The organism is Coralloluteibacterium thermophilum, from assembly GCF_042654365.1.
Taxonomy (GTDB): Bacteria; Pseudomonadota; Gammaproteobacteria; order Xanthomonadales; family Xanthomonadaceae; genus Coralloluteibacterium; species Coralloluteibacterium thermophilum.
Genome location: NZ_JBHSGG010000030.1, coordinates 81813 through 94468, shown reverse-complemented (window position 1 = coordinate 94468; position 12656 = coordinate 81813). Strand labels below are relative to the sequence as shown.

The window sequence follows — 12656 nt, the reverse complement described above, 5'->3', positions numbered from 1 at the left end:
CGCGCGGGGCCGCGTCCGCAGGCGGTGCGGCCTGCCGCGCCCGCCGCGCGTCCGGCGCCGCCCGCGCGGGCCGAGCCGCGCGGAGGACGTCCCTCGGCCCGCGGGCGCACCAGGGAGCTGTGAGCGGGCCGGGCGGAGCAGGCGTCAAATCTGTGACGCGCATCACCGGGGGAGTCGGGATTCTGACTTGCGCCGGAAACCTGACGCGCGCATTCTTGCCTCGACGACTGACCAATCGCGTCGCTATTGGACACTGAGCGACGCAGCCTGCACATGCAGGCCCATCTGCCCGGTGCCCGACCTGGTCCTCTGGATTCCCCCTGTTCCTAAGACCGTCGGGCGCCGGCTTTTTTTCCGGCCACGCTGCGCGCAGCAGCGCAGGCGACGCGGGATCCGGCCCCGCCCCCTCGAAACGCGGACAAAAAAAGGCCGGGAGTCCCCCTCGACTCCCGGCCTTGGCATCCCCACGGTGCGCGTTGGCCAGCCCTGTTCCCAATCCTGACCGACGCCCCCCGGCGCCTTGCCACCGTGGGTGCACGGGATATACAGCAGGTTTCGTGCCATGTGTCGAGGCGACGTGAAGATGCCCGCCGTCCGTCAAGGCCCCGGCGCCGCGCGGCAGGCGACCTTCAGGCCGCGCCGTCCGTCGCCGGCTACACTGCGCGCGCCCCGGGGCCGCGTCCCGCCGCCCCGGCGCACGATGCGCGCTCGTCCGCGCGTCCTCTCGCATCCTGACCGGTCCCTCGCACCATGTACTGCTACGACGTCATCGTGATCGGCGGCGGCCACGCCGGCACCGAGGCCGCGCTGGCCTCGGCGCGCGCCGGCGCGCGCACCCTGCTCCTGACCCACAACATCGAGACCGTCGGGCAGATGAGCTGCAATCCCGCCATCGGCGGGATCGGCAAGGGCCACCTGGTGCGCGAGATCGACGCGCTCGGCGGGATCATGGCGCGCGCGGCCGACGCCGCCGGCATCCAGTGGCGCACGCTCAACGCGCGCAAGGGCCCGGCGGTGCGGGCGACCCGCTGCCAGGCGGACCGTGCGCTGTACCGGGCCGCGATCCGGCGGGCGGTCGAGGCGCAGCCCGGCCTGCACCTGTTCCAGCAGGCGGTGGACGATCTTCTCGTCGAGGGCGAGCGGGTCGCTGGCGTGGTCACCCAGAGCGGCCTGCGCTTCACCGCGCCGGCGGTGGTGCTGACCGCGGGCACCTTCCTCGCCGGGCGCATCCACGTGGGACAGGCGCAGTCGGCCGGCGGGCGCGCCGGGGATCCGCCGGCCACCGTGCTCGCCGAGCGCCTGCGCGAGCGCAGTTTCGGGGTCGGCCGGCTCAAGACGGGGACGCCGCCGCGCATCGACGGGCGGACCCTGGACTACACGGCGATGGAGCGCCAGCCGGGCGACGACCCGCGGCCGGTGTTCTCCTTCCTGGGCAGCCGCGACCTGCATCCGCCCCAGGTCGACTGCTGGATCACCCACACCAGCGAGCGCACCCACGACATCATCCGCGCCGGCCTCGACCGCAGCCCGCTGTTCTCCGGGGCCATCGAGGGCGTCGGCCCGCGCTACTGCCCGTCCATCGAGGACAAGGTGGTGCGCTTCGCCGACAAGACCAGCCACCAGATCTTCGTCGAGCCGGAAGGGCTGGACGTGGCCGAGATCTATCCCAACGGCATCTCGACCTCGCTGCCCTTCGACGTGCAGCTCGAACTGGTCCGCTCGATCCGCGGTTTCGAGAACGCCCACATCACCCGCCCGGGCTATGCCATCGAGTACGACTTCTTCGACCCGCGCGGCCTGAAGGCCTCGCTGGAGACCAAGGCCATGCCCGGCCTCTACTTCGCCGGGCAGATCAACGGCACCACCGGCTACGAGGAGGCCGCGGCCCAGGGTCTGATCGCGGGACTCAACGCCGCGCGTGCGACGCAGGGGCTGGCGCCGTGGACGCCGCGGCGCGACGAGGCCTACGTCGGCGTGCTGATCGACGACCTCATCACCCACGGCACCACCGAGCCCTACCGCATGTTCACCTCGCGCGCGGAGTACCGCCTGCAGTTGCGCGAGGACAACGCCGACGCCCGCCTCACCCCGCACGGGCGCGCGCTGGGCCTGGTGGACGACGCGCGCTGGGCGGCCTTCGAGGCCAAGCGCGAGGCGGTGGAGCGCGAGACCGCCCGCCTCTCCGGCCTGTGGGCGGCGCCCGGCAACGCGCTGGCCCGCGACATCGAGGCGACGCTGGGCGTCGCGGTATCGCGGGAGAACAGCGCGCTCGACCTGCTGCGCCGGCCCGAGCTCGACTACGCCGCGCTGGCGCGGGTGCCCGGCATCGGTCCGGGCGTCGAGGACGCGCGCGTGGCCGAGCAGGTCGAGATCGCCGTCAAGTACGCAGGCTACCTGGAGCGCCAGCGCGTGGAGATCGAGCGGCAGCAGCGCCACGAGTCCACGCCGATCCCCGCCGGCTTCGACTACGCCGCGGTGCGCGGGCTCTCCGCCGAGCTGCAGGGCAAGCTGGTCGCGGTGCGCCCGGAGACGGTCGGGCAGGCGCAGCGCATCCCGGGCATGACGCCCGCGGCGATCTCGCTGCTGCTCGTCCACCTGGCGCGGGCCGCGCGCCAGGTGGCCTAGGCGGGGGCGCGCCGGCGCCTCAGCGCTCGGTGCGCCAGTTGAGCGAGGCGCGGTTCTCCAGGCCGGATTCGATCTGGATGTCGAAGCCGCGCGCCAGCAGGTACCGGAAGCCCAGGACCTGGCCGGTGCCGAGCAGCGACACGCCGTAGCTGACGTAGAGGCGCGGCGAGATGTAGCGCCCGACCGTCAGCGCGCTGCCGCCCAGGGCCCGCGAGTCGCTGATGCCGGCCTCGTCGAAGCCCAGCCGCGCGCCGATCTTCTCGGCCAGCAGGTTGCTGCCCGCCGACAGCGCCGCGGCGGCCGCGCCCAGCTGCTGGCTGTCCTCGCCGCTGGCGGTGCGCAGCGAGCGCCCCAGCACCAGGTAGGACAGCGCCTCGGACTGGTCCATCGCGGGGTCCGAGATCACCTCGGTCTCCGGCTGCAGCACCGTGCCACGGACCTGCAGGCCGACGGTGATGTCGCCGACCTCGCGCACCGCCCGCACGTCCAGCGCCGGGTTGTCGAGCGGCGCGCTCGCCCAGGACAGGCGCCCGTACTCGATGGTGAGGTCCTGGCCGTAGGACTCGTAGCGGCCGGTGACGTTGAGCCCGCCGGAGCCGAGCATCTCGCGCCCGGGGTGCTGGCGCACGCGCAGGGTGCCGTCGAGCTTGCCGTCGAAGCCGAAGCCCTGCAGGCGCACGTCCTCGCCCATGGCGAGGGTCAGGTCGAGGTCCAGCGGGGCGCCGGGGCCGCTGACCGGCTCGATCGGGTCCAGCACCACCACGTCCGCCGAGGGCGAGGTCGTGCTCTCCAGGCCTTCGAGGTCCAGCCGCAGGTAGGGCACGCCGACGCGGCCGCGCACGTGCACCGCGTCCTCGCGCAGGCGGATGCTGAGGTCGGGCGAGGCCCGCGCATGCAGCTCCGCCGTGTCGGAGACGGTCACGTTCTCGCCGCGGACGGTCATCTCCAGCGTCTGCATCGGGGCGTCGAGGCGCAGGCCGCCGGCGATCGCCAGCACGCCGTCGCCGGAGCGCAGGCTGCCGTCGATGCGGGCCTCGCCGGAAGGCAGGGCGTCGAGCGCGATGCGGCCCTCGCTGAGTGCGATGCCCAGCGCCGGCAGCTCGGCGCCGAAGTCGCGCAGCAGCAGGCCGCCGCTGAGCTGCGGCGCGGCGCGGGTGCCGCCCAGCAGCACGCGGCCGCCGATGTGCCCCGTGGGCGCGGCGACGTCCACCGAGAACAGTTCGATGAAGGTGAGGTCGCCGACGTCGAGGACGAACTCGCCGTCGAGCGGAGCGGTCTCCGCCATGCCCGTGGCGAGCCGGCCGTCGATGCGGCCTTCCGCGTCGGCCATCTGCAGGGCCAGGGTCGCCTCGACGCTGTCGCCGGCGATGCGCCCGCGCAGGTCGATGCTGTCGTAGCCGACCACCTCGCGCTCGCCCTGGGCGCGCAGGCGCACGCCGCCGTCGCGCGAGGTCAGGGCGAAGCTGCCGTTCCAGCCGTCGCCGGCGGGCGCGATGTCGGCCTCGAGCTGGAGCAGGCCGAAGGCGCGCATGGGCGCGCCGTCGTCGCGGCTCAGCCAGGGATCGAGCAGGGACAGCGGCACGTCCTGGCCGCGCACGCTGGCGCTGCGCGGCCAGTCGGCCTCGGCGCACAGGGAGCCGCCGGCACCCTCGGGCACGAAGCAGGCGCGATCCAGGCGCAGGGCGTCGCCGACCTGGGCGAAGCGTGCCGGCCCCTGCAGCGCCCAGGCCGCGCCGGTGGATGGCGCCAGCCGCAGCGCGCCCACCTCGCCCTGCCAGCCGCGCGCGGTCTGTTCGAGCGTCGCCGCGACGTCGACGCCGAGGTCGGGGCCGCGCGCGCTGGCCTGCAGCCGCGGCGCGGCGAGCGCGCCCTGCACGTCCGCATCCAGCGTGTCGAAGGCGACCGCGCCCAGGTCCAGCGCCACGGCGCGCACGGCCAGCGCGCCGTTGCTGCCGCGCCACGGCAGGTCGCCCTGGATGCTCAGGCGCTCGGCCTGCATGTCGCCGTAGCGCAGCCCGGAGCCGACCAGGTCGGCGCTGATGTCGGGCGCGTCGTTCGTGCCGCGCACGCGCGCCCGTCCGCGCAGGGTGCCGGCGGTGTCCGGCAGCAGTTCGGGCAGGTTGAGCGGATCGAGGCGCACGGCGACGTCGAGGCGGTTGCCGACGGTGCCCTCGGCGGCGATGCGGCTGTCGCCGATCGCGGCGTCGAGATCGACCGTGCCCGCGTCCCCCCGCCAGTCCACGGCGACGCTGGCCCGCAGCGCGTGCCCGCGCAGGCGGCCGCGCAGGTCGGGCAGGTCGGCCTGCGCGTGCAGGACGCCGGCGTCGTCCTGGCGTCCACGGGTGGTCAGGGCGCCGCGCAGCGCGCCGGGGAAGTCGGGCGCGAAATAGCCGGGATCGACGCCGTCGAGGGTGGCGGCGAGCTCCCATTCCAGCGCCGGGCTCCAGCGCACGCTGCCGCGGCCGTCGAGGTCGCCGCTGGGGGTGTCGACCGCGAGGCGGTCGAGCACCGCGCTCTCGGTGTCGCCGGTCGCGTCCACGCGCAGGGTCGCGCTGTCGCCGCCGCGCGCCACGCGGGCCTCGCCCTCCACGCGCCAGGCGTCGAGCGCGCCGCGCGCGGAGAAGGCGCCTTCCTGCACCACCACGGCCTCGCCCTCGGCGCCCTCGATGCGCAGCCCGGCCAGGCGCAGCACCGCGTCCAGCGTCGGCACCTCGGGATTGAAGTCGGCGCTGCCCTCCAGGGCGACCTCGCCGTCGTACAGGCGCAGCGCCAGCGGCGACATCGTCAGGACGCCCGCCTCGTAGGCGATGCGGGAGGGCGCGATCTCGACCTCCAGCTCGCCCTGGGCGACGCGCCCGCTCAGCTCGGCGCGGCCTCCGGTGCCGCTGGCGTCCAGGGCGATGTCGAGCGGCGCCGCCTCGGCCTGCCCGCCATCGGCGGGCGGCGGGGCGAACAGCGCGGGCTCCAGCGCCGGCGCGGTGGCGCTCAGGCGCCAGGTCGGCGTGGTGGTGCCGCCGTCGACGAGGTCCACGTGCACGCGCAGCGGGCCCGGGGCCGCGCCTTCGAGGTCGAGGACGAAACGCGCGAGGTCGCCCTCGGCGTCGATCCGCAGCGCGACCGGGTCCCGGCCGGCATGCGCCGGCAGGGTGGCGTTGCCGGCCAGGCGCGTGCGGAAGTTCTCGCGCGGTGCGTAGTCGGCGTCGAGCCGCAGTGCGCCGCGGTCGCTGTCGAGGTCGAGGCCGCGCAGGTGCAGCCGACCGTCGGCGAGATCGGCCGCGGCGGTGAGCGTGCGGATCGCGACCAGGTGCGCGCCGTCCTGCTCGACCACCGCGTTGCGCACGACCACCGCGTCCGCCACCAGGGACAGCGGCAGCTCGACCTCGGGCAGGACGTCGGGCCAGCCCGGGGGCGCCTCGTCGGGCGGGTCCTCGGACGCCGGCGGCAGGCGCACGGTGGTGTCGTCGATTTCCAGCGCGCGCAGCGCCAGGGTGCGCGAGAGCAGTTGGCGCAGCGCCGGCACCAGGTGCACGCGGCGCGCGGTGACCACCACGTCGCCGTCGTCGTAGTGCACGTCGTACAGGGTCAGCGGCCCGCGCAGCGAGCCCTCGGAGCGGCCGACCGTCAGCGCGCCCGGCGGCAGCGCGGCCATCGCGCGGGCCAGGGCGAAGTCGCGGCCGCCGCCGGTCGAGAGCACCCACCACAGCGCCAGCAGCACCAGCAGGACCAGCGCCACGACGACCGCCGCGAGCCAGAGCAGCCAGCGTCCGCGTCGGCGCCGTGGAGGCGGGGGCGGTGCGGATGCCGCGGCCGCGGCGATGTCGTCCGGACGCGCGCTCACAGGTCGGTCCCGATGTTGATGTGGAGCTGGAAGGCGGACTGCGGATCGTCCAGCCCGCGGGCGACGTCGACGCGCACCGGTCCGATCGGCGAGCGCCAGCGCACGCCGAGGCCGACGCCCACGCGCGGATCGAAGTCCGAGGCGGCCTCGCCGGTGACCAGGTCGCGCGCGCCGCCCCAGGCGTCGCCGGCGTCGACGAACACGGCGCCGCCCCAGGTGTCGGTGAACATGCGCTCGAACTCCACGCTCGCCGCGAACAGGTTGCGCCCGCCGATGACGATGTCGCGCTCGCGCTGGGGGTCGTACACGCGCGGGCCGATCTCGCGGTAGGCGTAGCCGCGCACGCTGCGGTCGCCGCCGGCGTAGAAGCGCATCGACGGCGGCAGGTTCTCGAACTCGTCGGTCCAGGTGGTGCCGGCCTCGCCGCGCACCAGCAGCCGGTTGCGCTCGCCGATGCCGCGTACCCAGCGGCCGCCGAGCCGCAGCTGGCTGAAGGACACGTCCGACCCGAGCAGTTCCGGGCCGCTCATGATCTCGGCGTTGAAGCCGATGCCGTTGCGCGGGTACAGGTGGTCGTCGCTGCGCGCGTACTGCGCACGCAGGGCCGGGTAGAACAGGTTGGCGAAGCGGGTGTCGCCGGCGATCTCGAAGCGTTCGCGCTGCAGGTGGACCGAGGCGACCAGGTTCCAGTTGCCGATCCGGCCGCTGCGGCTGCCGACGATCTCGAAGGTGCGGAAGGGGATCGCCAGGGTGTCGCCGCTCGCCAGCTCGTCCTCCTCGCGCAGGTTGGCCGCGAAGGTGTACCAGCCGTTGAGCCAGGCGAAGGCGGGGATGCGGTAGTTGGTCGTGATGCTGCGCCGGTACTGGGCGATGTCGGCCTCGGCGCGCAGCTTGTGGCCGCGCGTGTTGACCCAGCGCCGCTCCATGCCGGCGCGCACGCCCGCGCCGCTGTCGGTGCCGTAGGAGAGGCCGGCCGAATAGATGTTGCGCCTGGCCATCGCCAGGTCGGCCTTGATCGGCACCTGCAGGTCGTCGCCGGCGCGCTCGGGCTCGGGCTGCACGTCGACGAAGGCGAAGTAGTCGAGCTCGGCCAGCGAGGCCTGCAGCTGCATCAGGTGGCTCTGGTGGTAGGGCTCGCCGGGCGTCCAGGTGACGAGCTGTTCGAGCAGGCCGGGGCGGAACACGTGGCCGGAGAATTCGGCCTCGCCCATGCGGTAGCGCTCGCCGCTCTCCCAGACCAGTTCGATGTTCGCGCTGCGCGAGGCGCGGGTCACCTCGACCTGGTGGGTGACCAGCTCGCGGTCGAAGTAGCCGCGCTCGTTGAGCACGCGGTCGATCCGGGTCTTGCCGGCCTCGTACTGGCGGTGGTCGAGCACGTCGCCCTCGCGCGGCTCCAGCCCGACCAGGGGCGGCGCCAGCGCGGGGTCCTCGGTCGCCGCGCCGTTGATGCGGGCGATGCGGCGGCGGACGATCACCGGCTCGCCCGGGTCCACCTGCACGACCACGGTCACCCGCTCGCCGTCGCGCTGCGCCTCGACCTCGATCTCCGGGTCGTAGTAGCCGTAGGGCTCCAGCGCGCGACGCACCTCGGAGGGCGCGATGCGCAGGTAGTAGGCGAGCCGCCCCTCGCGCAGGTTGCGCCGCCGCTCCGGCTCCAGCTTCTCGATCGAGAGCGCGCTGCGCACGTTGTCGCGGTGGGCCTCTTCGTCGATGCCGCGGATGTCGACACGGACGAGTTCGAGTGCGGCGAGGGGGCCGGCGGCGGTGCAGGCGGCGAGGGCGAGCGCGATGCGCGGGAGGAACGGCGACTTCGGCATGGCGTGAAGAATAGCCGGCGGGTCCCGGGCGTCGGTCAGCGCCATGTGACGATCTTGCGCATGCGAATCGTTCTCAATATAGTTCGCGGCCTCGACACCCCGCCCGCGTCCGGCGGCGGCGTTCCACCACCACCAAGGACCACGCCATGTCCCTCCCGCTCCGCGGCACGCGTGCCGCGACCGCCCCGCGCCTGTCGCTCCTCGCACTCGCCCTGGCCGCCGCACCGGCGCTGGCCGAGCCGAATCCGGCGGCGGCGCCGCGGACGCTGGACCAGGTCGTGGTGACGGCCTCGGGCTTCGAGCAGATGATCCGCGAGGCGCCGGCGAGCATCAGCGTCATCACCCGCGAGGACCTGGAGAACAAGCCCTTCCACGGCATCGCGGAGGCGCTGGCGGACGTCGAGGGCATCGACATCGGCGACGCGGTGGACAAGACCGGCGCTCCCAGCATCTCGATCCGCGGCATGCCCGCGCAGTACACCCTGATCCTGATCGACGGCCGTCGCCAGAACGTCTCCGGCAACGTCGCGCCGAACGGCTTCGACGGCACCCAGAACAACTTCATCCCGCCGCTGTCGGCGATCGAGCGCATCGAGATCATCCGCGGCCCGATGTCCACGCTCTACGGTTCCGACGCGATGGGCGGCGTGGTCAACATCATCACCCGCAAGGTCGGCGACGCGTGGCGCGGCAACGTGATGCTGGAGACGACCCTCCAGGACGACAGCCGCTTCGGCGACAGCCGCGGCGGCAACTTCTACCTCAACGGGCCGCTGGCCCGCGACGTGCTCGGGCTCGCGGTCTACGGTTCGGTGCACGAGCGCGACGCCACCGCGATCGCCTACGGCGACCTCGACGGCGAGGAGATCGTGCCGTGGATGGGCGCGAACCCGGTCGCCTACGACAACTTCAGCCTCGGCGCCCGCCTCAGCCTGACGCCGTCGCCCGACCACGACCTCTGGCTCGAGGCCAACCGCAACCGCCAGACCTACGACAACTCCGACGGACAGATGGGCACCCTCGGTGCCGGCGGCTACGCCGAGACCCAGCGCTACAACCGCGACCAGGCGATCCTGGCGTGGGACGCCCGCTTCGGCTTCGGCACCCTCGAGAGCAGCCTCGCGCGCAGCACCACCGAGACCATCGGCCGCCTGATCCCGCCCGGCGTCGCCGGGGCCGGCGGCCCGCGCAGGCTCGAGAACGAGAACCTGGTGTTCGACACCAAGCTGGTGACCTCGTTCGGCGCGCACATGCTGAGCGTCGGCGGCCAGTGGTGGAAGGCCGAACTGGTGGACGGCGTCGTCTCGGATCCGTTCGACTTCCGCCAGTGGGCCCTGTTCGTCGAGGACGAGTGGAGCCTCGCCGACGACCTGAAGCTGACCCTCGGCGCCCGCCGCGACGACCACAGCGTGTTCGGCGGGCAGACCAGCCCGCGCGCCTACCTGGTCTGGAACGCCAGCCCCAACTGGGTGCTCAAGGGCGGCGTCAGCCGCGGCTACAAGACCCCGCGCGTGGAACAGCTCACCCCGGGCATCAACGGTTTCGGCCAGCAGGGCCGCCTGCCCCTGCTGGGCACGCCGACCCTGCAGCCGGAGATCACGACCACCACCGAGATCGGCGCCTACTACGCGGGCGACACCGGCATCAACGCCAGCCTCAGCCTGTTCAACAACGAGTTCAAGGACAAGATCGCCACCGGCGTGCCCGTGGCCAACTGCACCTTCGGGCTCAGCCGCGCGGAGTACGAGGCGGGCGGCTACCCCACGGCGGGCTGCGTCGACGTGGGCTACTGGCCCAACGCCGCGACCTTCGGCCAGAGCGTCAACATCGACGAGGCGGTGACCCGCGGTGCCGAGGCCAGCCTGCGCCTGCCGCTGTCGCCGGCCTGGGCGCTGGTGACCAACTACACCTTCACCGACAGCGAGCAGAAGAGCGGCGCCGCCGCCGGGCAGCCGCTCCTCAACACGCCGCGCCACATGCTCAACAGCGCGCTGCAGTGGCAGGTGACCGACGCCGTCGACCTCTACCTGCGCGGCCAGTACCGCAGCGCGCGCTACCGCGGCGAAGGCCCGGCGCAGGACCAGCTCGGCGACTACAAGCCCTATACCGTCTGGCATCTCGGCGGCACCTGGCGCGCCAGCGAGAACGTCAGCGTGAACGCCGCGATCTACAACCTCTTCGACAAGGACTTCGTGCGCTACCTGCCCTACGTCAGCGACGCCGCGGGCACCGTCGCCTACGCCAACACGCACATCAACAACGAGGACGGCCGCAGGCTCTGGGTCTCGCTCAACGTGGGCTTCTGACCGCAACCGGGGGCGCCGACGGATTCCCGCGCGCGCGGCGTTGAGCCTCCGACCCTCCCGCCTCATCAGGAACCGGCCGTACTCCATGCCGAGCGCCCCCAACCCGCAGCGCCGGGCCTACTGGCTCAAGACCCTGCACCAGTGGCACTGGATCAGCTCGGCGCTGTGCCTGGTCGGCATGCTGCTGTTCGCGGTCACGGGGATCACGCTCAACCACGCCTCGCGCATCGAGGCCACGCCCGAGGTGGTCACCCGCAGCGCGGTCCTGCCGGAGCCGCTGCGGGCCGCGCTCGAGGCGGCGGCCGCGGACGCCGGCGCCGAGGCGCCCTTGCCGCCCGACCTGCGTGCCTGGCTCGCCGATGCGCTCGACGTGCGCGCCGGCGCGCGCGACGCGGAATGGAGCGACGACGAGATCTACCTGTCGCTGCCGCGCCCCGGCGGCGACGCCTGGTTGAGCGTCGACCTGGCCAGCGGCGACGTCGAGTACGAGCGCACCGACCGCGGCTGGATCGCCTACCTCAACGACCTCCACAAGGGCCGCAACGCCGGCGCCGCCTGGAGCTGGTTCATCGACGTGTTCGCGGTCGCCTGCCTGGTGTTCTGCATCACCGGCCTGGTGCTGCTGCAACTGCACGGCGGCAAGCGGGCGATGACCTGGCCGACCGTGGGCCTCGGCCTGCTGGTGCCCGTCCTCCTCGCCCTGCTCTTCATCCATTAGGAATCGACCCATGCGCACCGCCCTCGCCCTGCTCTGCGGCCTGTTCGCGACGCCGGCCCTCGCCGCCGAGATGAACCTGAGCATCGAGATCCCGCGGCTCAACGTCGCCGAGTACCACCGTCCCTACGTGGCGATCTGGATCGAGGGCGCCACGCCCGCCGAGGTCACCAACCTCGCTGTCTGGTACGACACCAGGATGGCCAACCGCGAAGGCGAGAAGTGGCTCAAGGACATGCGCCAGTGGTGGCGGCGCAGCGGCCGCTCGCTGGAGCTGCCGGTCGACGGCGTCACCGGCGCGACCCGCCCGGTGGGCACGCACCGCCTGAGCTTCAGCGACGCCTCCGGCCCGCTCGCGGGGCTGGCGCCGGGCGACTACACCCTCGTCGTCGAGGCGGCGCGCGAGGTCGGCGGGCGCGAACTGCTGCGCCTGCCCTTCGCCTGGCCGCCCAAGGCGCCCGAGACCCTCGCCGTGCAGGGCGAGAGCGAACTCGGCGCCATCGCGCTCGAACTGACCCCCTGACTTCGTCGATTCCCAAGGAGACGCCCATGAAGCGCACGCTCGCCCTCGCCGTGGCCCTCGCCGCCGCCCTGCCCATGGCCGCGCAGGCCCACAAGCTGTGGATCAAGCCTTCCGCCACCGTGCTCGCCAACGACCAGTGGATCACCGTGGACGCGGCGGTCTCCAACGACCTGTTCTACTTCAACCACGTGCCGCTGCGCCTGGACGGCCTCGCCATCACCGCGCCGGACGGCAGCCGCGTCGAGGCCGAGAACCCCTTCACCGGCAAGTACCGCAGCGTGTTCGACCTGCACCTGCAGCAGTCGGGCACCTATCGTCTGGCCATCGTCAACGACGGCATGTTCGCCAGCTACCAGCAGGGCGGCGAGCGCCGGCGCTGGCGCGGGAGCGCCGATCGGCTGGAGGCCGAGCTGCCGGCGGACGCGACCGACGTCCAGATCAGCGAGACCGTCGTGCGCATCGAGAGCTTCGTGACCGCCGGTTCGCCCAGCACCGGCGCGCTGGCGCCCGGCGGCAACGGCCTGGAGCTGGTGCCGGTGACCCACCCGAACGACCTGTTCGCGGGCGAGGAGGCGACCTTCGCCCTGCTGCTCGATGGCGCGCCCGCGGCCGGCGTCGAGGTCGAGGTGGTGCCCGGCGGCACGCGCTACCGCGACGCGCAGAACGAGACCACGCTCACCACCGACGCCGAGGGCCGCTTCGCCATCACCTGGGACGCACCCGGCATGTACTGGCTGGAGGCCGCGGTGGAGGACGAGCGCACGCGCCATCCGCGCGCCGGCAAGCGTCGCGCGACCTATACCGCGACCCTCGAGGTCCTGCCGCAGTAAGC

The 12656-nt window shown here is 73.5% G+C and carries 7 protein-coding genes; 5 read left to right on the top strand and 2 right to left on the bottom strand.

Going from position 1 to position 12656, the window contains the following annotated elements; genetic code table 11:
* Window positions 1-750 precede the first annotated feature (750 nt).
* Window positions 751-2625, top strand: coding sequence for a tRNA uridine-5-carboxymethylaminomethyl(34) synthesis enzyme MnmG (gene mnmG / locus ACFO3Q_RS11085; protein WP_377004752.1), 1875 nt, complete (start codon window positions 751-753; stop codon window positions 2623-2625).
* A gap of 19 nt (window positions 2626-2644) precedes the next feature.
* On the opposite strand, the gene ACFO3Q_RS11080 is transcribed toward mnmG, so the two are convergent.
* Window positions 2645-6463: a translocation/assembly module TamB domain-containing protein gene (locus ACFO3Q_RS11080; RefSeq protein WP_377004751.1), complete on the bottom strand. Its 3819-nt coding sequence runs from the start codon at window positions 6461-6463 to the stop codon at window positions 2645-2647.
* Window positions 6460-8325 carry an autotransporter assembly complex protein TamA gene (locus ACFO3Q_RS11075; protein ID WP_377004750.1) on the bottom strand — a complete coding sequence of 622 codons (1866 nt, stop codon included), beginning with the start codon at window positions 8323-8325 and terminating at the stop codon, window positions 6460-6462. The genes ACFO3Q_RS11080 and ACFO3Q_RS11075 overlap by 4 nt, the downstream gene beginning before the upstream one ends.
* A 101-nt stretch (window positions 8326-8426) precedes the next feature.
* On the opposite strand from ACFO3Q_RS11075, the gene ACFO3Q_RS11070 reads away from it, so the two are divergent.
* From ACFO3Q_RS11070 to ACFO3Q_RS11055, 4 genes are all read left to right on the top strand, one after another.
* Window positions 8427-10586, top strand: a complete 2160-nt coding sequence (locus ACFO3Q_RS11070; RefSeq protein WP_377004748.1) for a TonB-dependent receptor domain-containing protein — start codon at window positions 8427-8429, stop codon at window positions 10584-10586.
* 85 nt (window positions 10587-10671) lie between these two features.
* Window positions 10672-11304: a PepSY-associated TM helix domain-containing protein gene (locus tag ACFO3Q_RS11065; protein ID WP_377004747.1), complete on the top strand. Its 633-nt coding sequence runs from the start codon at window positions 10672-10674 to the stop codon at window positions 11302-11304.
* A gap of 10 nt (window positions 11305-11314) precedes the next feature.
* Window positions 11315-11824, top strand: coding sequence for a DUF2271 domain-containing protein (locus tag ACFO3Q_RS11060; protein WP_377004746.1), 510 nt, complete (start codon window positions 11315-11317; stop codon window positions 11822-11824).
* Window positions 11825-11850: 26 nt separating this feature from the next.
* Window positions 11851-12654, top strand: coding sequence for a DUF4198 domain-containing protein (locus tag ACFO3Q_RS11055; RefSeq protein ID WP_377004745.1), 804 nt, complete (start codon window positions 11851-11853; stop codon window positions 12652-12654).
* Window positions 12655-12656: the final 2 nt, after the last annotated feature.

Bases quoted from the DNA above. Each gene is read 5' to 3' on its own strand.
- mnmG (WP_377004752.1), top strand. From the start codon at position 751: ATGTACTGCTACGACGTCATCGTGATCGGCGGCGGCCACGCCGGCACC.
- ACFO3Q_RS11075 (WP_377004750.1), bottom strand. From the start codon at position 8,325: ATGGCGCTGACCGACGCCCGGGACCCGCCGGCTATTCTTCACGCCATG.
- ACFO3Q_RS11070 (WP_377004748.1), top strand. From the start codon at position 8,427: ATGTCCCTCCCGCTCCGCGGCACGCGTGCCGCGACCGCCCCGCGCCTG.
- ACFO3Q_RS11065 (WP_377004747.1), top strand. From the start codon at position 10,672: ATGCCGAGCGCCCCCAACCCGCAGCGCCGGGCCTACTGGCTCAAGACC.
- ACFO3Q_RS11060 (WP_377004746.1), top strand. From the start codon at position 11,315: ATGCGCACCGCCCTCGCCCTGCTCTGCGGCCTGTTCGCGACGCCGGCC.
- ACFO3Q_RS11055 (WP_377004745.1), top strand. From the start codon at position 11,851: ATGAAGCGCACGCTCGCCCTCGCCGTGGCCCTCGCCGCCGCCCTGCCC.